Annotated in this window: 18 protein-coding genes and 1 pseudogene; 6 read left to right on the forward strand and 13 right to left on the reverse strand. The window is 69.0% G+C overall.

Annotation, left to right across the window (positions count from 1 at the left end; all coding sequences use genetic code 11):
* Positions 1-2,409 (forward strand): OPT family oligopeptide transporter, encoded by a 2,409-nt coding sequence (locus tag I3V78_RS26655; protein ID WP_204491303.1) that lies wholly within the window; start codon positions 1-3, stop codon positions 2,407-2,409.
* 45 nt (positions 2,410-2,454) lie between these two features.
* Here I3V78_RS26655 and I3V78_RS26660 read toward each other — a convergent pair whose 3' ends face one another.
* A complete protein-coding gene (locus I3V78_RS26660) occupies positions 2,455-3,015 on the reverse strand; it encodes a pentapeptide repeat-containing protein (protein WP_239576622.1) in 561 nt (186 codons plus the stop codon).
* Between the two features lie 150 nt (positions 3,016-3,165).
* Here I3V78_RS26660 and I3V78_RS26665 point away from each other — a divergent pair.
* A pseudogene (locus I3V78_RS26665) lies at positions 3,166-3,288 on the forward strand (transposase); the annotation flags it as partial.
* Between the two features lie 162 nt (positions 3,289-3,450).
* On the opposite strand, the gene I3V78_RS26670 reads toward I3V78_RS26665, so the two are convergent.
* On the reverse strand, positions 3,451-4,170 hold the full coding sequence (locus I3V78_RS26670; RefSeq protein WP_204491305.1) for a hypothetical protein: 720 nt from the start codon (positions 4,168-4,170) through the stop codon (positions 3,451-3,453).
* 1,804 nt (positions 4,171-5,974) lie between these two features.
* On the opposite strand from I3V78_RS26670, the gene I3V78_RS26675 reads away from it, so the two are divergent.
* The 3 genes from I3V78_RS26675 (at position 5,975) to I3V78_RS26685 (ending at position 9,886) form a co-directional block, all read left to right on the forward strand.
* On the forward strand, positions 5,975-6,643 hold the full coding sequence (locus I3V78_RS26675; protein ID WP_204491307.1) for a hypothetical protein: 669 nt from the start codon (positions 5,975-5,977) through the stop codon (positions 6,641-6,643).
* Positions 6,644-6,794: 151 nt separating this feature from the next.
* Positions 6,795-8,558, forward strand: coding sequence for a HEAT repeat domain-containing protein (locus I3V78_RS26680; protein ID WP_204491308.1), 1,764 nt, complete (start codon positions 6,795-6,797; stop codon positions 8,556-8,558).
* Positions 8,559-8,563: 5 nt separating this feature from the next.
* Positions 8,564-9,886, forward strand: coding sequence for an HD-GYP domain-containing protein (locus I3V78_RS26685; RefSeq protein ID WP_204491310.1), 1,323 nt, complete (start codon positions 8,564-8,566; stop codon positions 9,884-9,886).
* Between the two features lie 10 nt (positions 9,887-9,896).
* On the opposite strand, the gene I3V78_RS26690 is transcribed toward I3V78_RS26685, so the two are convergent.
* The 11 genes from I3V78_RS26690 to selA form a co-directional block, all read right to left on the reverse strand.
* A complete protein-coding gene (locus I3V78_RS26690) occupies positions 9,897-11,282 on the reverse strand; it encodes an FAD-dependent oxidoreductase (protein WP_204491312.1) in 1,386 nt (461 codons plus the stop codon).
* A gap of 82 nt (positions 11,283-11,364) precedes the next feature.
* Positions 11,365-13,497 (reverse strand): galactose-binding domain-containing protein, encoded by a 2,133-nt coding sequence (locus I3V78_RS26695; protein WP_204491314.1) that lies wholly within the window; start codon positions 13,495-13,497, stop codon positions 11,365-11,367.
* Between the two features lie 176 nt (positions 13,498-13,673).
* Complete coding sequence (locus tag I3V78_RS26700; protein ID WP_204491316.1) at positions 13,674-15,143, reverse strand: FAD-binding protein; 1,470 nt, start codon at positions 15,141-15,143, stop codon at positions 13,674-13,676.
* A gap of 132 nt (positions 15,144-15,275) precedes the next feature.
* Positions 15,276-15,725 carry a hypothetical protein gene (locus I3V78_RS26705; protein WP_204491318.1) on the reverse strand — a complete coding sequence of 150 codons (450 nt, stop codon included), beginning with the start codon at positions 15,723-15,725 and terminating at the stop codon, positions 15,276-15,278.
* Between the two features lie 125 nt (positions 15,726-15,850).
* Complete coding sequence (locus tag I3V78_RS26710) at positions 15,851-16,861, reverse strand: NAD(P)/FAD-dependent oxidoreductase (protein WP_204491321.1); 1,011 nt, start codon at positions 16,859-16,861, stop codon at positions 15,851-15,853.
* A 22-nt stretch (positions 16,862-16,883) separates the two neighbouring features.
* Entirely contained in the window at positions 16,884-17,831 is a 948-nt protein-coding gene (locus tag I3V78_RS26715) for an RluA family pseudouridine synthase (RefSeq protein ID WP_204491323.1), read from the reverse strand.
* Positions 17,825-18,088 carry a hypothetical protein gene (locus tag I3V78_RS26720; protein WP_095981091.1) on the reverse strand — a complete coding sequence of 88 codons (264 nt, stop codon included), beginning with the start codon at positions 18,086-18,088 and terminating at the stop codon, positions 17,825-17,827. The genes I3V78_RS26715 and I3V78_RS26720 overlap by 7 nt, the downstream gene beginning before the upstream one ends.
* A gap of 92 nt (positions 18,089-18,180) precedes the next feature.
* Positions 18,181-19,209: a helix-turn-helix domain-containing protein gene (locus I3V78_RS26725; RefSeq protein WP_204491325.1), complete on the reverse strand. Its 1,029-nt coding sequence runs from the start codon at positions 19,207-19,209 to the stop codon at positions 18,181-18,183.
* Positions 19,210-19,231: 22 nt separating this feature from the next.
* Positions 19,232-20,215, reverse strand: a complete 984-nt coding sequence (locus I3V78_RS26730; protein WP_239576624.1) for a P-loop NTPase — start codon at positions 20,213-20,215, stop codon at positions 19,232-19,234.
* A 75-nt stretch (positions 20,216-20,290) separates the two neighbouring features.
* A complete protein-coding gene (locus tag I3V78_RS26735; RefSeq protein WP_204491326.1) occupies positions 20,291-20,890 on the reverse strand; it encodes an HNH endonuclease in 600 nt (199 codons plus the stop codon).
* Positions 20,884-22,281, reverse strand: coding sequence for an L-seryl-tRNA(Sec) selenium transferase (gene selA / locus I3V78_RS26740; protein WP_204491328.1), 1,398 nt, complete (start codon positions 22,279-22,281; stop codon positions 20,884-20,886). Before selA ends, I3V78_RS26735 begins: the two co-directional genes overlap by 7 nt.
* 194 nt (positions 22,282-22,475) lie before the next feature.
* On the opposite strand from selA, the gene I3V78_RS26745 reads away from it, so the two are divergent.
* Positions 22,476-22,613, forward strand: coding sequence for a hypothetical protein (locus I3V78_RS26745; RefSeq protein ID WP_204496972.1), 138 nt, complete (start codon positions 22,476-22,478; stop codon positions 22,611-22,613).
* Positions 22,614-22,623 lie beyond the last annotated feature (10 nt).

The raw sequence follows: 22,623 nt of genomic DNA on the forward strand, positions 1-22,623 counted from the left end.
GTGAGCCACTCCCCGCCCCCCGTGCCCCATGTGCCCGCCACTGAATCTCCCGCCGAGCTGACGCCGCGGGGGCTCGTGCTGGGCTCGGTGCTGGGCATCGTGTTCGGCGCCGCGTCGGTCTTCATGTCGGTGAAGGTTGGCCTGACGGTGTCCGCCTCCATCCCGGTGGCGGTGCTGTCCATCGCCATCTTCCGCGCGTGGGGCCGCTCGAGCGTGCTGGAGAACACCATCGTGCAGACGGTGGGCTCGGCGGGCGAGTCGCTGGCGTTCGGCGTGGCGGCGGCGCTGCCGGCCCTGCTGCTGCTCGGCTACGACATCGACCTGTGGCATGCCTTCCTGGTGTCGGCGCTCGGCGGCGTGCTGGGGGTGCTGATGATGATCCCCTTGCGCGAGGGGCTCATCGTCCAGGAGCACGGCACGCTCACCTACCCCGAGGGCACCGCGGCGGCGGACGTGCTCATCGCGGGCGAGTCGGGCGGAACGAGCGCGCGCACCATCCTCTGGGGCTTCGCGGTGGGGGGGCTCTACAAGTTCGCCTACGCGGGGCTGCGCCTGTTCAAGGAGGTGGTGGGCATGCCCCTGAGCTGGGTGCGCACCACGGCGGCGGGCGTGAGCCAGCGCGTGGGCTACGCGGGCGGCTCGCTGTCCCTGGAGGTGAGTCCGGAGCTGTTGGGCGTGGGCTACATCATCGGCCCCAAGGTGGCGGGCATCACCTTCGCGGGCGGCGTGCTCAGCTACCTCATCCTCATCCCCCTCATCACCTTCATCGGCGCGGGCCTGGACACGCCCTTGTTGCGGCCGGACGGCCAGCTCATCCGGGACATGGATCCGGACACGGTGCGCGACGCGTACGTGCTCTACATCGGCGCGGGCGCGGTGGCCACGGGCGGCCTGGTGAGCCTCGTGCGCTCGCTGCCCACGCTGCTGCGCGCCTTCCGGGGGGGCCTCGCCACGCTCCGGGCCTCGCGCCGCGCCCGGACGGACGTGCTCCACCTGCCCCGCACCGAGCGCGATTTGCCCCTGAGCGTGGTGCTCGTGGGCAGCGCCCTGCTGGTGCTCGCCATGTGGTGGGCCCCGCCCCTGCACATCAACCTGCTGTCCGCGCTGCTCATCGTCGTGTGTGGCTTCTTCTTCGTGACGGTGAGCGCGCGCGTCACCGGGGAGATCGGCTCCTCGTCCAACCCCATCTCCGGCATGGTGGTGGCGACGCTGCTGTTCACGTGCCTCGTCTACCTGCTGCTCGGCTGGACGAGCGCCGAGGATCGCTTCATGGCGCTCACCACGGCGGCCATCGTGGGCATCGCGGCGTCCAACGGCGGCACCACGGCGCAGGATCTCAAGACGGCGTTCCTCGTGGGCGGCACCCCGAGGAGCCAGCAGGTGGCGCTCTTCGTGGGCGTGCTCACCAGCTCGCTGTTCATCGGCGGCGTGCTGGTGGTGCTCAACCGGGGCGCCACGGCCATCCTCCCCGAGCCCCACCCGGGCGAGCGCGTGAGCGTGCTGACGGAGGCGACGCGCACGCAGCAGCGCTACCCCTGGGCGGTGTCGGCCGAGTCCCTGGCGGCGCGGGGCGTGACGGCCGAGCAGCTCAAGGGCCCCTTGTGGCGGCAGGGCCTGGAGCTGGGCGCGGCGCCCAACGGGTGGGAGCTGCGCGGCTGGACGCCGCTGCGGGTGGAGGACGTCGCGGACACGGACGTGCGCCTGCCCTCGGGCGAGAGCGTGAAGGTGGCGGCGCTGGGCGCGGTGCGCCAGGCGCCCGAGCGCGTCTGGCGCGTGGGGCACGTGCGGGGCGCCGACACCTCGGTGCCGCCGGGCACCTACCTGGTGGACGAGGCCGAGCGCATCCAATACGTGGTGGACCCCGGCATTGGCGGCCGCGTCACCAGCTACGAGGGCCAGCCGCTCACCCGCTACCCGGCGCCCAAGGCGCAGCTCTTCGCGCTCATCATCGACGGCATCCTCACGCACAAGCTGCCGTGGGACCTGGTGCTGGTGGGCGTCTTCATCTCGCTGATGCTGGAGCTGTGCGGGGTGTCCTCGCTGCCCTTCGCGGTGGGCGTGTACCTGCCCTTGTCCAGCAGCGCGCCCATCTTCGTGGGCGGCCTGGTGCGCGCGCTCGCGGACCGGGCCCGGGGTGGCGCCACCGCTGGAACGGAGAGCGAGTCCGACTTCTCCCCGGGCAGCCTCCTGTCCTCGGGCTACATCGCCGGCGGCGCCATCGCGGGCGTGCTCATCGCGGGCGTGGAGATCGCGAGCAATGGGGCCTGGACCCGCGCCCTGGACATCCCCGGCTGGCTGGGGGACACGGCGCTCGCGCACCTCTTCCAGGAGTCGGATGCCTGGGGCCTGGCCGTCTTCACCGCGCTCACCCTGGGGCTGCTCGTCACCGCCCTGCGGCGGCGGGCCTGAACACGCCCACGGTCCCGTCATTGCCGCCCTGGCAAGAGCCAGGCGCTACATGAAGATCCCAGGCGCCCGCTCCAGCGCCACACGCAACGCCTCGACCGTCGTGTCCATCTTCTCGGCCATGGAGGGCGCGTGCCACGTTTCCGCGACCGTGCCCTTGGGATTCTTCGCGAGTCCTTCAACGAGGAGCCCGACTTGACCGGGCCACTCTCGGCGAGCCAGTTCCTCCGCGCGCCCGATGGGGTCCATGAAGGTGAAGCACGGCCAGCGCGGAAGGTGAATGGTGCGCATGTCGCAGTTGAAGAAGCGGCAGCCATTGAGGCGGGCTTCCGAGAAGTCGCAGTCCTCGATGCCGCCGTGCGTCCGCGTGTCGTCCCCCTCCACGCGGAAACCGAAATCGTTTCCGCTGAAGCGTCCCTTGAAGCTGCATCCCTTCAACCCCAGGGACGTCCAAGGCAGCGTCTTCAGTTCGCCCTTCGCCTGGAGGGTACAGTCGATCAGCTTCCCCGACACCAGGTGAAGCCACCGCGCCGAAACGCCGAGAATCAGCGTACAGCCCCTGAGCGTGACGTTCGGCCCGAGCCAATAGATGGCCGTCTTGTCCGTCAACTCCAGCCGCTTGAGCTTGGCCCGCTGACGTGGCTCTCCCGCACTTCATGTGCTTCGAAAAGGCAAGCAGGCAGGCGCTCTCGGGCAACCGGCCAACCGCACGCGGGATGCACACAAACCGCAGGATAGCCACGTCAGCGGGTCATGCCCATCGTCCTGATGGACAACCTAAGCGCACACATGGTGCGCGGCGTGCGCCAGGCGATTGACGCGGTGGGCGCCCGCGTAGTGTACCTGCCCACATACAGCCCGGACTTCAACCCCATCGAACTGTGGCGAACCTCAAGCGCCACCCCGGCAGACTCGGGCCTCGTGCTCTGGCCGAACTGGCTCGGGCTGTGCGGCGGCTCCGCGCCGCGATGCCCCTGTCCAAGCTGTCCGCCTAGTTTCGCCGCTGCCTTTCCTCAGTTCAACTGGGACTTGCGTTAAGAACATTTAACTAAAATCCGTTACGACACCTGTCAGAGGAATCTCTTTGAGGGTAAAATCTTGCGCCCCGCGTTCTCGGCGAAATCGTTCCTTCAGCTTCTCGACGTCCGCCTTCGCGGCTGCCTTGAGCATCTCCCCTGAAAGACAGGCATCATAGCGATGCATGAGTTTTCTTGAATATGGCTTGGTTGCGTTGGAATCTAACTCTCTCAACTCGCCATGACCACCATCACCGTCCGGCACCCAGACCAGACAATAGAAAGCCCTCCGCCCTTGACCTTTCACGAAGAAGTTCAGGCGAAACTCTATCAGACCGCCGGGTAATGAGGCCGGTGTCACTGGCGGGCGACTTGCAATGGGAGGAAGGGGGCGTATTGGCACGGGAGGCAACGATTGCCCGACGGGCAGGGCAGGTTCACGCGATGACGTGCCCGCAGGTAGCGGCTCTGACCTGTGGGGCACCTTGCAGTCGGGAATCTTCAACTGCCGGGTCCTGTGCGCGAGCAGAGGCAGCTCGGATGTCCACCGCTCTCCGTGCCCGCCGTCCTGGCGCCCCAAAATGTCACGGGCGCTTACCTCAACCACGGGGGCTCCAAAGATGTCCCGCGAAACCCAGCTTTCATTCATACAGGGCTGCTGGGCGAAGATATCCAGCACTAACAGCATCTGGGAGCCGCGCAAGATGCGGATATCAGGTTGTTGCGTCCCCACTCCTCGCTCGCGCATGACCACGCGATCCCCGGGCTGGAAGGTTAGCCGTAGCGCGGGGATACGAGCGACACTTTGTGCCTGTGATTCCACGCAGCGCGGGCATGGAGCTGCGACGGTAAGCGTTGCCACGCGCGCAACCCCCTTATCGAGGAAGTGCTTCAAATGCAGTAACGCGTTGAGATGGATAGCCTCTGATCCATCGACTGAGGTCAGTGGGCAGTTGGGGGCAGCCTCGTGGACGAAGGAGTCCGCCTTCTGTGTGCGCTTATGGACGATAAGCCGGTCTCCGCACCCGTAACACACATACCGGCACTTGCGACGCTCGGAAAGGGACTCCGGAGTGTCGGAGATGTGGATGCTCCGAAGTTCTCTATCCTCCGAGATGCAGGCCCACGAAACCTGGACTTCGCTGCTGGAACGCCACTGCATGAGTACCTCCAGCCTCACGGCTCAGTGGAAGACATCAAAGGAGTCGTGTGGATGACGCGTCCGTGACCCAAGACCTGTGAAACCACCGGAACAGCCGTCTCGCTAGTCCCAGTAACTACGGCAGACACATGAGGCCCGACCATTCGGCGTTCCTCTTCACCAGACCCTCCCTCACCGTATAGGCGAGGATGTAGCGCAGCCGCCCCACCAACTCCGTGTCGTCCAGCACCGACTCCGCTGAGTAGCCCCTCTCCCAAACGCAGCCACTCTAGTCCACCAACCGCATCGTGCACACAAAGTACGGGAGAGCCGCTGACGTGGATCAGTTCCACGCCCTTGGTGCATGGTCTCGTCCGTCCGTGCGGACTCTGGACGAACCACAACACCACGCGCTAAGTCACCTACGCAGCTATGACCCAACGAAACAGGCGGCAGTGGGCACGCGCATTTCTCAGCGCCAGGCAACAGGGGATTTCCAAGGCGGCAATCTTCCTCTTCTCGCTGGAGGTCTCGCACAAGACGGGTCTCCTCGGGCCGATACTCGTGGCCTGCCAGATTGCCCGGCGTCGTGAGCGAGCGCCTGGGCGGGACGTGGTGCGTGTCCGGCAGATGATCCGGCTCATAGCCCCGCGCGCTCTGTCGGCTTGCTGGGTGCCCTGGTGGCTCAGCGTGTGGCCCCCACGCGTGCTCGGCCTACTGGCCGTGGTCCTGTCCGTGACGTTTGTCGTAGCCCGTGTCGAGCGCCCCAGTGCGTCCGCGCCTCCCCCCACCCGCCTACTGCTGGAGGAACCGCCGACTGACTGGCTGACCCGTGACGGGGGCGGTGGCGTCGCGGTCCCCATGCCGTCGAGGCGCCTCGACAAGCAGCAGGCCCCGCCGTGCGCGCCAGAGCCGTCCGGAGAGGTGAACATCAACGGCGGCTGCTGGATGGGTGTCGTACGAAGGCCCCCGTGCGGCCAGTTCTACGAGCACGGGGGCCGGTGCTACGTACCGGTGCGCGAGTCGCCTCGCTCACCTACGAGCGTGGAGTTATAGCCGCCGTGCTTGATGATGAGCATGTCAGCTCGAGATCTTCAATCCATCGAGCGAGCCGCGGAAGTCCATGCTGGGGAAGCCCAAACCCAAGCCCGTAAGGTCCGATCCCGGCACGCCCACCTGAAATGGGTTCCATCAATACATTCCCGCGACGCGCGAACTCATGACATGGACTCAGCGTCAGGGCGAATGGAGGAAGACGGCTCATGGCATCGTCCAATGGCTGGATGACCGTCGGTACCACATCGACGAGCGGTAGTGCTTGCCGTCTCCATCCCCCCTTGCACGCAGGCGCCTCATGTCCTCCAGAGCGTTGATCTTCGCGGGCGCCCTCGTGCTCGTGAGTTGCGTCCGGATGCCCCAACGGTTCATTGCTCCGACGGAGAACGACACGTCGGTCATCTTCCCGCTATCGATCGGCCGGGCGCTTGTCGAGGTGGATGCGCGGCAAGCCACGTATGACCTGGAGGGTGACGTGCTTCAGGCACTCATGATCGCCGGCAACGACTACCTCCCCTTGGGCGTCGCGCCTTCGTCCTGCTCGACCCGACTCGACTCCCTCGACTACCGGTTCACCCGTCGAGACAACATCATCTTCGTCTACGTGAACGAGGACTTCGCTCGCTGTGGCGATGACACCCTCCGCCCCATCCACTCGGGCGCGAAGTACGCGATCCACACGGATGGACGCATCCTCCGTCGCATGATCGACGGGGTCGACGACGATCACACGGTCTGGCGTCTTGGCACTTCCGACGGGGGAACCGTCACCGTCGTCACGGAGCCTGGCGTGCTTCCCGATCCCAGTCACCTGGATGCACCCGACAGTGGCGTCCTGAAGGTCGTCACGGAGCCCGTAGACATGCCCGGAGTGCTCGTCATCGAGCGGCTGGAGGCGTTTCAACCCGCCCCCGAGGGACCCGAGAACGCGCTGGGGGCCTCCTCGATGCCGTTCGATGCCGGGACAGGGAGCGTGGATGGAGGCACCACCGGGGCGCCGGACGCCACGTCCCTGGAGCCGTGACTTGGCGTGCACCCCCGGCGCCCGAAACCCGACTTCCCAGGAAGGCCTGACGACAAGGCGGGCCGCCGGGTCCTTTGGGAGAGAGGCTGGACGGGAGAAATCGGGGTAGACTGGGCCTCCCCCATCCCCCACCCGCAGCCCTCAGGACTTCATGGCCCAGGTACAGACCGACAGCGCCGCTGCCGCGGCCCCCGTGGCGGATCCCGCCGCCCAGGAGCGGGTGGAATCCGCGCGCAACTTCGCCTTCCAGTTGCTCAAGGGCATCAAGCAGATCGGCATGTACCGGCACAACGAGGCGAAGTTCCCCGAGTTCCTCACCCGCGCGCACGAGGCGCTCCGGGCGCACACGGACAAGCACGGGCCGCTGTACATCAAGGTCGAGCAGCAGAACTTCATGTTCCAGGGCGAGCCCCTCTTCACCGAGGACACGCCCCTGCCCTACAAGTTCTTCCGCGACGGCATCCGCCAGCTCATCCTGCGCGCGGGGCTGCAACTGGAGGAGCTCGTCACCTTCACCCTCATCGCCCTGTCCGAGCCCGAGCGCGGCGCCGAGGACGTGCTCTCGCAGCTGTGGCGCTCGGGCCTGGAGCACCTCGAGTACGTGGTCGTCGAGGGCTTCCGGATGGACGAGATGGGCGAGCAGGAGGTCGAGGTCGAGGTCGACCGGGTGGTCGGCTACCTCTACTCGCGCCTCAAGACGAGCTCGGACGACTTCCTGCGCTTCGCGCGCCTGAACACCGAGGACCTGGACTCCAAGCTGGACGGCGTGGAGCAGATGCGCGGCCTCGTCGTGGCGGGCAACTACGCCTCGGACGACCTCAAGTCCCGGCTGCAGCGGGAGATCTCCGAGGAGGAGGGCTCGCGCCTGTTTCCCAAGCTGGTGAGCGCCATCTTCCTCGTCATCGAGGGGGGCGTGGATGACATGGAGCTGCTCGAGGAGGTCTTCGTGCAGCTGCTCGACGCCATGCTCATCCAGGACGACTTCGGCACCATCAACCAGATGCTGCTCAAGCTCAAGGCCATGGCCCAGCGTGACACCACGCACCACCTGGACCGGCTGGTGTCCTACTTCACGCTGAAGATGGGGGACGAGCAGCGCGTCATCCGCATGGCCGAGACGCTCAAGACGACGCGGCCCAAGAACCCGGTGGACATCACGCGCTACCTCCAGGCGTTGGATCCCTCGGCGGTGTTCGCCCTGCTCAACGCCCTGGAGACGATCGAGATCTCCGAGAACCGCATGCTCATGTGCGACGCGCTCGCGCGCTTCGCCCAGGACACGCCCCACCCGTTCGTGCAGCGGCTCGAGTCGGAACGACCGCAGACCGTGCGCGACATGGTCTACATCCTGGAGAAGAGCAACCATCCGGACCGGGTGAAGATGTTCGGCCTGGTGATGCTCAACAAGAACCTCGCGGTGAAGCTGGAGGTGATGAACATCATCGCCCGGGGCCGCACCCCCGAGGCGCGCAAGCTCATCACCGAGGCGCTCAACGACGCCGCCCCCCAGGTGCGCATCCTCGCCGCGCGGCTGCTGCCCGAGTTCGACCGGGACAAGGCCTACGTGGATCTGGTGCGGATGATCCGCGACGCGGGCTTCGACAAGAAGGCCTTCGAGGAGCGCACGGCCTACTACGTGGCCCTGGGCGCCACGGCGCTGCCCGGGGCCGTGTCCCTGATGCTGCAGACGCTCGCGGTGAAGCCCACCCTGCTCAACAAGAAGAAGGTGCTGGAGGACAAGCTGCTGGCCGTGGCGGGTCTGGCCGGCGCCTGCTCCATCCCCTCCTTCAAGGCGCTGCAGGGCGTGGTGGAGGACAAGGCCCAGCCCGTCGAGGTGCTGACGGCCGCGCGCAAGGCGATGTACCAGACGAAGAAGACGTTGTTCGGTGAGACCACCCCGGGCGAGGAGGCCTGAGCACCATGGCGGACAACCTGAAAGTCCAGGCGCAGGCCCAGACCGCGGGCGAGAACATCAACGAGGTGGGCCGCGCCTACTCGGAGAAGCTGCAGACGCTCGCGCGCGGACTCGTCTCGGGCCTCTACATGCTCATCCGATCGGTGAAGATGTACGACCCGGAGAACGCCGTCTTCGAGAAGCCCCTCTTGCAGCTCCAGGACGTCATCAACCAGATCATCTCCAAGGAAGGCCGCCTGGAGCTGGTGGGCGTCAAGGAGTCCTTCTACCTCAACAACATGCTGGTGAAGGTGGACCTCAACTCCATCGACAACCAGCGCTACCTGCTCGGGGAGATGCGCGCCAAGGACGTGGGCGGCATCTCGCTCACGCGCGCCATCACGGTGCCCGAGCTCAAGAACTTCATCTGGATCTTCAGCAAGGAGCAGACGGGCTCGGCCGAGGAGGACGGGCTGGCGGGCCGCAAGCTGCTCAACATGAAGGTGGCCAAGTTCTCGCGCCTGCGCGAGAAGATGAGCAAGGACGAGCACGAGGACAAGAACGACCAGAAGGTGGACCGCAAGAAGTACGCGATGACGGTCTACGCCCGCGCGGTCTTCTTCCTCACCAAGTACCTGGAGTCCGTCCAGGCGGGCAAACCGCTCAACACCTCGCGCGCGCTGCGGCTCGTGCAGGACTTCGTGGACATCTCCTACGAGCAGAAGACGCACTTCCTGGGCATGACCACGATGAAGCGCGAGATCGACTATCTCGTGTACCACCAGGTGAACGTGTGCCTGATGAGCATCGTGTTCGGCCAGGAGCTGGGGCTCACCAAGCCGCAGCTGCGCGACCTGGGCTACATCGCGCTCTTCCACGACGCGGGCATGGCCACCATCCCCGAGGAGCTGTCCACCAAGCGCGGCGCGCTGAGCGCCGAGGAGAAGGCCCTCATCCAGAAGGCGCCCCTCATCTCCATCCGCAACATCCTCATGGAGAAGGGCTTCTCGCGCTCCACGCTCTTGCGCGTGGTGACCACGTTCGAGCACAAGGCGGACTTCGGCACCGCCGTGCGCGACGCCCAGGGCGACATCCAGATGATCATCCCCAAGACGAACCTGGGGGCCTACGCGAAGATCATCGCCATCTGCGCCGCCTACGACGCGCTCACCTCCAAGCGCCCCTACCGTGATGCTTACGGCCCCGAGGTGGCGCTGATGCTCATGTGGACGGAGATGCGCAACAAGTTCGATCCGGAGCTGCTCCAGGTCTTCATGCGCGTCATGGCCATCCAGCCCGTCAAGGTGCTCAGCCGCCGGCAGCGCTCCATGACGCTCGGCGGCCTGTAGCCCCCACGCCTCACGCCCCGGTCAGCGCGCGCCGCGGGGCACACAGGGGCACGGGGCCCGCCGGGAGGACCGCGGGCGGCGAGGCCGTCAGCGCCTTGAGCAGCAGGCGCGGCGACATGAGCGCCGAGGGCGCCTCGAGCATGTGGACCACCCGCACGAGCGTGCGCAGGGCCTCGGCGTCGTGGCCCGCGAGCCGCTGGAAGCGGTCCCCGTACCAGTTCATCAGCCCGAACCCGGGCGGGCGTCGGCCCTCGACCTCGGGAAAGCGCAGGTCGCCCGAGGTGGCCATGCCCCAGGGCCCCTGGAGCATCTTTCCCGCGCGCTGGTGGTAGCGCCGCCCCACCCCGGCGAGGCCCTCGCGCACGCACTGGCCGAGGAGCTCCGCCTGCAGGGCCCCCGTCGTCATGCCCTGGCCGTAGATGGGGTTGAACGAGCAGAAGGCATCCCCCGCCACGGCGAGCCCCTCCGGCATGCGCGCGAGCTTCTCGTAGTGGCGCCACTGGTTGTGGGCGAACGCGTAGCGGTGGATGGGCCCCAGGGGCTCGGCCTCGCGGATGGCCTCGTACAGGTGGGGCTGGGCAAGCCCCCGGGCGAACGCGAGGAAGGACGCGTCGTCCGCCTCGGGGCCCTCGCCCAGCCAGCCGCCCAGGAGCACCTGCCAGCGCCCGCCCTCGATCTCCTGGATGATGCCGAGCGCCCGCTCCCGGGGCATCTGGGGCGCGAGCGTGAGGTTGCTCCACCCCGGCGCGAAGCCCTCGGGCTTGCGGTAGAGGCGACAGGCGTAGACGGTGTTCACGCGGATGGCCGTCTCCTCCACGCGCGGCTGGCCCAGCGCCTCCAGCCACTGGGGCGTGCGCGAGCCGCGCCCCGTGCAGTCCACCACCAGCGCCCCCTCCAGCGCCTCCTCCTCGCCTCCCCCGGGGGCTCGCAGCCGCACCCCCGTCACCCGCGCGCGCTCCGGGCGCGTCAGGAAGCCCGTCACCTCGCGGCCGTCGAGGATCCGCACGTGGGGGATGGCCCGGAGCTGCTCGCGCACCACGGACTCCAGGAGGAGCCGGCTCACGCTGAAGGCGCGCAGCCCACAGTCCACCCGGGGCCGCCAACCGCCATGGGCGAACCAGCCCTGGTCCGACCCCATGTCGAAGCGCGGCCCGCCCGCCTCCACCAGCCGCTGCTCCAGCGCGGGGAAGATCTCCTGGAAGACGCGCATGCCCCGCGTGAGCAGGGCGTGGTTGAGCCGCGCCTGGGGCACGCCCTTGCGCGGCTGGAGCGCGTCCCCGTACACGTCCCGCTCCACCAGCGTCACCCGCGCGAAGTGGCGGGACAACACCCCCGCGGTCACCAGCCCCACCATGCTGCCGCCATAGACGATGGCGTGCTCCGTCGAAGCACTCATGGCGCGGCAGCATAGGGCAGGTGCCACCGCCCCCGCCGCCGCGCCCCGCCCCCCGGGCCTCAGGGGGGCCCGACGTCACCGCCTACGGCCGCGCGAACACCTCGACCTCGGCCAGGGACAGCGGCGTGGCGTCCTGCATCCGCAGCCGCACGAAGCGCGCGTTGCGGTTGACGGCGATCGTCGCCTGGGTGCCCACCGTGCCCGAGTGGGTGGCCGCCACCGTCCACGTCTTGTCGTCGTCGGAGACCTCGACGGTGAAGTTGCCCAGACGCGCCGAGCAGCAGTCGGTGCGGTTGTAGACCACCACGTCCCCCACCGCGCGCACGGACCTCAGGTCCACCTGCCACCACGGCCGGACATCGCCGCTCTCCGCGGTGTGGGAGACCGAGCCGTTGAAGTAGTTGCCGTCCCGCGAGCCATCCACCGCGAGCATGGCCCCGCCGCCGGAGTGATAGGTCGAGGACTGCCAGGCCTGCTTGCCGGCCGCGAGGTTGCGCTGGGGGAAGACCTGGACCTCGGCGAGGCTGAGCACGCCCGCGCCATTGAGCTGGACCTTGACGTAGCGCGCGACGCGGTTGACGGGGAGCGTCACATAGCCGCCCGCGGTGCCCGGGTGCACGACGGCCGTCGTCCACGAGGCGCCGTTCTCGGACACCAGCACGCTGAAGTTGCTCAGGCGATCCGAGCAGCAATCCGTCCGGTTGTGGAGCACCACCTCCCCGATGCGCTGCGCGGACTGCAGGTCGACCTGCCACCACGGCTGGACGCCGCTGTCCGAGGTGTGGGTGACCGAGCCGTTGTTGAAGGCCCCATCGAGCCGGCCATCCACCGCCCGGGCCGCGTCACCGCCGTACGCGGTGGACGCCTGGCTCGCGGGCTTGCGCAGGGCCAGGTTGGCGCGCAGGCCGTAGCGCGCGAGGCCGGGCTGGGCCGTGCCGTTCTGATCCCGGCGCGTCACCTGGAGCGCGTCCTGGGTGAACTGCGCATCCAGGTAGGCGCCATTCTTGGCGGCACCCGACACGAAGGTCGGAATGAACTCCGGGCCGGACACGCGGTTGGCGGGCCGGTGGAAGGGGACCTTGTAGTTTTCCGAGGCCTCCAGGTGTTTGTGCCCCGTGAAGATGCCCACGACGTTGTAGGCCGCGATGGCGTCCCAGTAGGCGGTGCGCTGCGCCTCCGTCCACCACTTCTCGCCGTCCTCGCCGATGGAGAAGGAGTCGAAGCCGTAGTGGTGCATGAGCACCACGGGCCGCCCCGACGCGCCCACGAACATGGCCAGATCCAACTGCAGGAAGGCGAGGCTGTTGTCGGGCGAGGACTGCGAGAACTGCTCGGGCACCGTGCCGTTGCCCGGATAGAGGTTGAGCTGCACGAAGTGCACGTCCTGCCAGTCCCAGGAGTAGTGCGGCCCCATGCCGAACGTCTTCACCGTGGAGCGCTTGCGGTCGGCGATGTCCGAGCGCAGCGCCCCGGGATCCACGCACGCGCTGTCACCGAAGTCGCAGGCCGCCTTCTGCCAGAGGGTGGGCTCGACCACGTCGTGGTTGCCCAGGCCGTCATAGATGAAGCGCGAGTAGCCGCTCAGGGCGTTCTTGTACCAGCTGAACTCGTCCTTGGTCCGGGTGTTCTGGGTCAGGTCGCCCGCGATCAGGATGCCGCGCACCTGCTGCCCGCTGGAGCGCAGCTGGTTCACCATGGTGCTCAGCGTCTGATTCGCCTCGGCGTTGGGGGAGCCGTTGTCGTACTGGGGATCGGCCGTCGCGAGGAACCGCACGTCGCGCGTCGTGGCCCCAAGCCCATAGGTGTTGGCCGAGCTCACCCGCTGGTGGTTCTTGTCGTACGAGTTGCAGAAGTAGTTGGGCCCCACGCCCAGGGCGGAGCGATCCTCCTGCTCGATCTGCGCGTAGCCTCCGGCCTGCAAGGACACCACGCAGTTGAAGGAGCCCAGCTCGATCTGCGCGCTGAGCATGGCGTCCTGCGAACCGGAGGGGTTGCAGCTCGTGTCGCTCCAGTGACAGCAGGCGTTGCCCCCGCCGCCGCCGATGTTCGCCGAGAAGTTGCCCTGCGACACCCGCGCGTTCGCGGTGCCCCCCGTCTGGTTGTAGATGCAGAACGCCGAGGCGGCGCCGGGCAGCAGGAACATCATCGCCGAGACCGCGGCGCCCACGCCGCCCTGGACCGAGGCGTTCGACCGCCGGAACTTGAAGGGATTCATTCGGGTCTTCTCCTGATTCTTGGGGATGCGGAACTTCTCGGCTTTCATTCCGAAAGCCGGCTCCCAGGAGATTCACGCCGATTAATTCTGGGTTATCGCCCTCCTGCATTTTCCCGTCGGGAGCGGCGGCCCCGGGCTCGGCCCCCGTCGTCGCGGGGAGCACCCGGGGCCTCGACTCACGGGAAGATGCCCTGGCCCGGGGTGAGGACGTTGTCCGGGTCGAACACGCGCTTGAGGCTGGCGAACTCGAGCCAGCGCACCCCGAAGTGCTCACGCCACTCGGCGGGCGTGCGGGGCCCCTGGCTCACGGGGTAGGCCTTGCCGCCCAGTTGATTGAGCCGGTCCAGGAAGAGCTGGTTCTTGGCCATCAGCGCCGCCACGTTCTGGGGCGTGCCGGGGTTGGCCGTGCGCAAGAGCGCGAAGAGGAAGGCGTGGGCGCCCTCGGGCACGCGCACGAAGGGCGCGGTGATCTTGGGTGGCCGGAAGGCGTAGAGCAGCACGGGATCCTGGCCGATCTCCGCCGGGGGCGTGTTGTCGAGCACGAAGCGCACGAACTCGGCGGCGCACGCCTGGGGCACGAACATGTTGATCCACGGGTGCGGCAGGCCCCAGAGCCCCTGGGCCTTGAGGAAAGCCACCAGGGGCGCCAGCCGGTTGACGAAGTCGAGGTAGCTCGAGTCCGCCGTCTGGGCCGAGCCCGGCACGAAGGCCAGGCCCGCGAGCAGCGCCGCGTTGTTGGGCGGCGAGGCCGGGGCGAAGTACTTCACCGCCTCGAGCTGGAAGGTCCGGGTGCCGTCGGCCGCCGTCACCACCGAGCCCTCGACGTAGTCGAAGCGGCCGTCGTCATCGAGCTTCTTCTGGTCCGCGAGGAAGGCGGGCAGGCTCGTGTACGTGGCCGTGAACGTCCGGGCCTGGGGAGGCACGGACACCAGGCGCACGCGCGCGCCCACGATGATGCCGAACTGGCCCAGGCCGCCGCGCACCGCGTTGAAGAGCGTGGGGTTGAGCAGCGGCGAGCAGCACACGAGCTCGCCCCGGCCGGTGACCACCTCCAGTTCCAGCACGTTGTCCACCTGGAGCCCCGAGCGGAACGCCTGGCCGCCGATGCCGCCCACGGACAGGGTGCCGCCGATGCTCAGCTCCAGGTAGTCCGTGAGCGTGGGCGGGCTCTTGCCCTGGGGCACCGTGGCGGTGAGCAGTTGGATCCACCGCACGCCCGCGTCCACCCAGGCGCTCGTCGCGCCGATGGAGCGGATGCGCGACAGGCCGGACATGTCGATGACGATGCCGGCGGCCACCTGCGCCTGGCCCAGGGTGGAGTGGCTCTCGTCGTCATCGCCCACGCCCCGCGCGCCGGCGATGCGCAGGCAGTTGGCGCGCGCGAAGCGCACCATCTTCACGATGTCCTGCACCGAGCCCGGCACGAGCACCGCCCAGGGCTTGCGGCTGATGATGTGGCCGTAGTCGTCGGCGGCCTGTGTCCGCGTCGCGTCGTCCAGCAGCAGCTGGCCGTCCAACGTGGGAAGAGGAATGGAGCCAGACTGCACTTCGGAAGCCCAGCTGCGCGACACGGGGTTGAACGCCGTGACCGCCGCCACCAGGGCTCCCTGCAGCACCGTGCGGCGCGGGAGGAACGAGGACGACATCGGGGGACTGCCTTTCTTGGGGGAGTGCGCCGCCTGCTCGGGGAGCAGGCGGGCGTCCCAAGTATAGACCCCGGGGTGATGGCACTGACTTGTAGTCAACGCACCTTGTCCCACCCCGATGTCGGGCAGCCGTCACTTCACGCCGTCACCCACCAGCGCCTCCTTCGTCTCCAGCGCCTTCTCCTTGAGGGCCTTGGGATCGATGCTGCCCTTGAAGGAGCCCATGGGGGTGTGGATCATCTGCTCGGTGCGCACCTGGCCCTCCATGCCCACGGGAGCGCACTGGGCCTTCTGCACGTCCTTGAGCGCCACCACGCCGGCATTCACGGAGACCTTCTCGCGCGAGCTCTCCTTGGCCACGACCTTGTCCTCGCGCAGCAACATGCAGAAGTCGTCGCCGTAGTACCAGGCGGTGGAGCCCTCACCGAACTCCTGGGCGCGGCTGGGGCCGCCCTTCATGGTCTCCGCGACGCTCGCCGAGGACATGCCGGGGTAGACCTTCTTGAACCGGCTCTCCGTGGAGGCACAGCCGGCGGAGAGCGCGAGCACCACGGGGACGACGAACACGGACGACAGCTTCATGGGGGATCCTTTGTCGGGAGTCGGGAGCGGGACACCACCGGGCCTTGGCGCGGCCACGGGCGGCATCCACGACCCGCCTTTCTAGCACCGTGCGCGAAGCGCGTGGACCCCCCTGCCCGCTCGCCCTAGGTCCGTTCGAGCAGCCTGCGCGCGAGCGCCACGCCACTGCGCCACGCGCCTTCCACGCGCGAGCCCGCGCACCAATCGCCACACACGCCGAGCCCGAGGCCCGCGTCGAACAAGGCGCCCTCGGAGAGCGCGGACTCCGCCTGGGCATGACGCCAACGGTGCGCCACGGCCTCCACCGGCGCGACCTTCACCCCCGCCGCCTGGCGCCATGCCTCGACGAGCAGCGGGGCCACGGTCTCCGGCGTCTCCTCCAGGTGCGCGCGGGAGAACTCCGGCGTCGCGTGCAGCACCCAGCGCTCCCCGGGCGCCCGGCCCGGCTTGGCGCTGTCCCGCGCGGCCCAGGACAGGGGCGCGCCATGCACGAAGGCCCCATCCACGGCCAGCGGCAACGGCTCGGCGAAGCGGGCCATCACCGCCCAGCAGGGCTCCATCCCCACCCCGGCCACGCGCGCCGCCAGGGCGGGGGCCTCGGCCAGCAGGGGCACCGCCTGGGGCGCGGGCACCGCCACCGCCACGCGGGCGAAGCGGCCCAGGTCCTCGCCCTTCTCGGACGTGAGCCGCCAGGCGCCCTGCTCCCGCTGGACCCGCTCCACCCGCACGCCCGTGCGCACGTCCAGGGGCGTGGCGAGGTCTCGGGCCAGGGCGTTCATTCCGGGCACGCCCACGTACCGCACGGGGTTGTCCGCCTTGGGGGTGAGCACGCCGTGCTCCAGGGTGCCGAAGCGCCCGGTCCACTCGGCGGCGAGCCCCCGGGCCACCCAGGCGTCCACCTGCCGCTGGAAGTCCGGGTCCCGCGCGGTGAAGTACTGGGCCCCGTGATCGTAGCCGCCCGCCTCGCCCCGGCGCGTGGACATGCGGCCCGCGGGCGCCCGGCCCTTGTCGAAGACGGTCACGGCGAGGCCCGCCTCGGTGAGCCGGGTGGCGAGCGTGAGCCCGGCCAGGCCCGCGCCGATAACGGCCACGGAAGGAGGAGCAGCGGAGACGGAGTCCGGAGAGGAGGAGGCCATGGCCTCCATCTAATCCGGGACGCTACCGGCCGCGCAGCACCTTCAGCGCGGCGGTGAAGTCCGGGGGCAGCGGGGCCTCCAGGCGCAGCACCTTGCCCGTGCGGGGATGGGGAAAGGCGAGCTTCCAGGCGTGCAGGGCCTGACGGCCGACGATGGCCTGCGCCTCGGCGCCCTGGCCCTTGGGCTTGCGGCCCGCGCCATAGAGGGTGTCGCCCAGCAGCGGGTGGCCCGCCTCGGACAGGTGCACGCGAATCTGGTGCGTGCGGCCCGTGAGCAGGTCCACCTCCACCAGCGCGGCGCCATCGAAGGACTCCAGCACCCGGTAGTCCGTGAGCGCGGGCTTGCCCTCCTTCACCTTGCCGGTGAAGCGCTGGCGGTTGACGGGATGGCGGCCGTAGAGCGTCTCGATGCGCGCCTGGGCCGCCTTGGGCACCCCGTGCACGAGCGCCAGGTACGTCTTCTCCACCGTGCGCGTCTTGAAGGCCTTCTGCAGGGCCACCAGGGCCGTCTCGTGCTTGGCCACCACCAGGCAGCCCGTGGTGTCCTTGTCCAGGCGGTGCACGATGCCGGGGCGCAGCTCGCCCCCCACGCCCGCCAGGTCCTTCACCCGGTGCAGCAGCGCGTTGACGAGGGTGCCCGACGCATGACCCGCGCCTGGGTGCACCACCATGCCCGCCGCCTTGTCCACCACCACCAGATCCTTGTCCTCGTGGAGGACCGCGATCGGCAGTTCCTCGGCCACCGGCACCGCCGGCGTGGGCGGGGGGACCTCGAGGCTCAGCCGCTCGCCGCCCTTGAGCCGCGCCGCCACCTTGGCGGGCTTGCCGTCCACCCGGACGTGCCCCGCCTCGATGAGGCCTTGCAGCCGCGAGCGCGTGAACTCCGGGAACAGGCGCGCGAGGACCTGATCCAGCCGCTCACCCCGGGACTCGGGAGGGGCCAGGTGCTCGCGCGCGCCGGTCGCTACCAAATCTTCGACTTCACGTGCGCCTTGGAGCGCAGGACGATGTCGTTGATGGCGCGCTCGAAGAAGTTCATGCGCTGGAAGATTTCCGAGCTGACGCGGCTCTTGTAGAGCTCGCGGCCTTCCTCGAGCTCCTCCTTGAGGACCTCGAAGAGGTTGTCCTGCTCGATGCCCTTGATGATCTTCTGCTCGTTGTAGAGCGAGATATCCGAAGCAATCGCGCGGGCCAACCGCATCGCCTTGATCTTTTCTTCTTCCGTCATTTGCGCACTTTCTAGGCACCCCCTCCGGGGGTGTCAACTTCGTTCACGGGAGGGCTGAACAAGAGGGACCCGGGCCCCGAAGGCCCCGTGCCTCAGCGCCGCTTCTTGTCCGTGGAGGACACCAGCTCCATGTAGCTTCGGGAGACACGCTGGGGGTCCAGCCCGAGCTCGCGCGCGATGCTCATGAGGATGCCGCGCAGGTACACGCTGGCCGGCAGGACGTCGTAGCGGTCCGCCTCGATGTTCTCCACGTGCTTCACCGAGATGCGGGTGCGTTCGGCGAGCAGTTGCAGGGACACGCTGCGACCCTCACGCACCTTGCGCAGCAGCTCGCCATTGAACTCCGCGTCGGCCGGCACATCCACGATCGTCTTGAGGCGGGTGCGCGAGTCGCGCACCTTCATCGCCACCTGGGCGAGCGCCGACTCCGCGGTGGCGATGGCGGAGGCCTGCGCCAGCACGGGCGCGTCCCCCAGTTGGGGCCCCGAGGACGGCCGGAGCCGCGGCCGATCCCCTTCGGAAGGTCCCGGGGCGGCGGGCCGGGCGGCCCACTTGCGCGTGGGCAGGGGCGGCGGCACGACGCTCCCTCCGCCGTGACGCCCCACCGGCGCGGACGGCCGGGCATGGACCAGGGGCTTGTTCGGGAGCGGCGTGGCGGGCTGCACGGCGGGCATGACCGGCGGCGCGGCGGGCTCCGGCTTCACCTCGACCGCCACCTCCTCCAGCACGTCCTGGAGTTGGATCTCGACGACGGCCTCGACCGGCGCGGGGGTCGGCGCCGCGACGGCCTCGGGCACGGTCTCGGGCTCGGGCAGATCGCCCCCCGCCGCGCGGCGCAGGGACTCGGCCCGCAGCACCGCCAGTTCCTCGGGCGAGCGCGTCACGCCCAGCGTCCGGTCGTAGTCGAGGCGCTGCTCCAGCGCGCAGAGCACGTTCCTGGCCAGGGTCAGGCGATCGCGCAGGGCATCGATCTGACCGGGGTCCACCAGCGTGTAGATGGCGACGGAGTCGGGCGAGTACGTCTCCAGCGCGCGCGCGTAGGCGTCCTCGATCTGCGCCGGGGTGGCGGAGAGGGGGACCTCCAGGAGGTCGTAATACGACTGCTGCTCGAAGGGGCTCATGCCGTGCTCCATGCCGTGCTCCTCATCGCGTCACACCATCGAGGGACAACAAGCGCTCGGCGATGGCCTGGACTCCCTGGGCCGCGGGAGACTCGGGCTTGTCGAGCACGATGGGACGGCGCTTGCGCACCGCGCGCCACGCGTCGTCGTCATAACGGATGGCACCCAGGTCATCCATGTCCAGACCGAAGAACTTCTTCCACGCGGACACCACGGCGGCGCCCACCTTCAGGTCCGCGTCCGAGCGGGCCTGGTTGAGCACCACCTTCACCCGGAACTCCGTCAATTCCTTCTCCAGACGGGCGGCGAGCGTGGGGCTCTGCTGGCGCACGTGCTGGACGATCTCCAGCGGCGTCTTGTGGGCGCCCTCGCGCGTGGACAGGGCGCGCTCCACCAGCCGCTCGATGCCGTACTCGGACTCCACCTGCTGCAGGCGCCGGTAGAAGGCGGCCTTGACGAAGCGGTAGGCGTTCTCCACGGAGGTGGGCTCGGGCAGGAGCACCAGCACGCCATGGTCCGCGATGATGAAGAAGTCGAGCGTGTTGAAGCTGGAGCCCGCGCCCAGGTCGAGGATGAGGTAGTCCACCGCGTGGCCCTGGAGGCTGCGCAACAGCCGCTGCTTGTGGGCGTATTTGATGTTGGCCGCGTCGAGCACGTCCAGCGCCCCGGCGATGAGCGACAGGTTGGGCACGCCGGTGGGGAGGATGACGTCCTCGAGCCGCGCCTTGGGTTTGAGCAGGAAGTCGGACAGCGTCGCGGTGGGCTGGGGCACGCCCAGGCACGTGTGGAGATTGGCGCCGCCCAGGTCCGCGTCCACCAGCAGCACCCGCTGGCCGCGCGCCGCCAGGGCCACGCCCAGGTTGGAGGACACGAGCGACTTGCCAATGCCACCCTTGCCCCCGCCCACCGCGATGATGCGGTGCGGGCGCGTGCGGGCACTGCCCGAGGGCCCCTCGGACGCGGAGGGAGGGAGGGACGGCGCGGTGGCGGAACGAGAGGAGCTCAAGGAGTCCCCATCAAAGCCCGTCCCGGGCCCGCCGTCGACTCCTCGACCCGGCGCGGCCCTCCCAACCGTTACCCGTCAGTCATCCAGCAGCTCCACGTTCCAGTACGAGGCATCCGCCAGGTTGAGGAAAGGCAACCACTCCCGGTAGGTGACGCGGCGTGACGCTCCGCGAAAAAAGGGCGTCCAGCGCGGGCGCACCGGCGTGCGCAACAGCTTGATGCCCGCCTGCTCGGGAGTGCGGCCCCCCTTGCGCAGGTTGCACGGCACGCACGAGCAGACCACGTTCTCCCAGCTCGTCTTGCCGCCCTGGGAGCGCGGCATCACGTGGTCCAGGTTCAGCTCCGAGCGCGGCAGCTGGCGCGCGCAGTACTGGCACGTGTCATGGTCGCGCGCGTAGATGTTGAGCCGCGAGAAGCGCACCCGACCGCGGGGCAGGTACTCGTAGGCCGAGAGCACCACCACCCGGGGCACGCGGATGCTGCGATTGATGGTGTGGATGGAATCGTGCGCGGTGGATGCACTCAGCGCCGCCCAGTCCTCGAACTCGTACAACCGGTACTGCGAGTCGATGGCCTTGGCCACTCCGAGATACAGCAGCAGCACGGCCCGCTTCACCGAGGTGACGTGAACGGGCTGGTAGTTACGGTTCAACACGAGAACGGCACTGTTCAGCATGGTTGCCTTCCCTGCGAAGCCCTGGCGACGGCATCGGCGACCGGCTCGAGGTCCTCCTCCGCCAGACAACGAACGTCGAGCACCACCTCTCCGTCCGAGATCCGCCCGATCACCGGAACCGGTGCCCGGCGAAGACATTCCAGAAAAACAGCGGGCTCCTCGAAGTTGAGGACGCACGCGAAGGACGGCAAGCGCGCCAATGGCATCGCTCCTCCCCCTACCTGTCCGGAAACGGGAGACACCCGGGCGTGTATGTCTTTGCGACTCAACAGGGTGAGCAATCGCTGGGCACGGGCCTCGAGCACCGCGCCCGGCCAGGAGAGCATGCGCCGGGTGGGGATGGCGTCCGCGCACCCGTCCCGGTACAGCTCGAGCGTGGCCTCCAGGGCGGCCACCGTCAGTTTGTCGACACGCAGGGCGCGCGTGAGCGGATGCGCGCGGATGCGGGCCAGCAGCGCCGAGCGGCCGACGATGACGCCCGCCTGGGGCCCGCCGAGCAGCTTGTCCCCGGAGAAGAGCACCACGTCCGCGCCCGCGGCCACGGTGGCCGGCACGGTGGGCTCGGGGGTGAGCCCCTCCCCTTCCAGCGGCAGCAGCGCGCCCGAGCCCAGGTCCACCATCACCGGCACGCCCCGCTCGCGGCCGAGCGCCGCCAGGGCCTCCACCTCCACCTCCTCGGTGAAGCCCACCAGGGCGAAGTTGGAGCGGTGCACCTTCATCAGCACGCCCGTGTCCGGCGTGAGCGCCTGGGCGTAGTCCGCGCGCCGGGTGCGGTTGGTGGTGCCCACCTCCACCAGCCGCGCCCCGGACTGCCGCATCACGTCCGGCACCCGGAAGCCGCCGCCAATCTCCACCAGCTCGCCGCGCGAGACGAGCGCCTCGCGGCCCGCCGCCAGCGCCGCGAGCCCCAGCAGCACCGCGCCCGCGCAGTTGTTCACCACCAGGGCGTCCTCCGCGCCGGTGAGCGCGCGCAGCAGCTCCACCACGGGCGCGTAGCGGCTGCCCCGCTCGCCCTCGTCCAGGTCGTACTCCAGGTTGCTGAAGCCCCGCGCCACGCTCGCCACGCGCGCCACGGCCTCGGGGGCCAGGGGCGCGCGGCCCAGGTTCGTGTGCAGCACCACCCCGGTGGCGTTGAGCACGGGCCGCAGGTTCGGCGTGGCGAGCTCCCGCAGCGCCTCGTCCACGTCCGCGTCCTCGAAGGCGCGCTCCGCCCCGGCGAGCAGCCGCTCGCGCGCGGTGGCCACCGCCAGCCGCAGCGCCGCCACCGCCCGGGCGCGCGGCAGCGAGGCCAGACGCGCGTGCAGGGAGGGACGATTCAACAGCTGCTCGATGGAGGGCAGCGCGCGCAGCCGCGCGTTCTTCCCTCCGTCGCTGGTCGAGGGGGCACCCATGAAGACAAGTGTAAAAGCCCGGGCGGGCCTTCGCCATCCCACCGCGCGCGCCTGTCCACCGGCCATCATCGGCCGCCGGTTCCATTGCCAGCCCCGCCCGTTTTCCCTAGATTCCCGGTCCTTTCCACTTGCTGGACCGTGGGAAGTCCGGCGTCATGGGCCGCCTCGGCGAGGAGGAGAATGCAATGGGAGTGATGGCGGTGTCGCTGATCGGAATCGTGGCGTTCGGTGGGGCCTTCCTGCTCTTGGGCGGCGAGTGGTGGAGCTCGAGCCGCGGAACCCTCAAGGAGAAGAAGTCCACGCCGAAGGAGCCCCCGAAGAAGCAGGAGTGAGCCGGCGGGC

It is taken from the genome of Archangium primigenium (assembly GCF_016904885.1).
Taxonomy (GTDB): domain Bacteria; phylum Myxococcota; class Myxococcia; order Myxococcales; family Myxococcaceae; genus Cystobacter; species Cystobacter primigenius.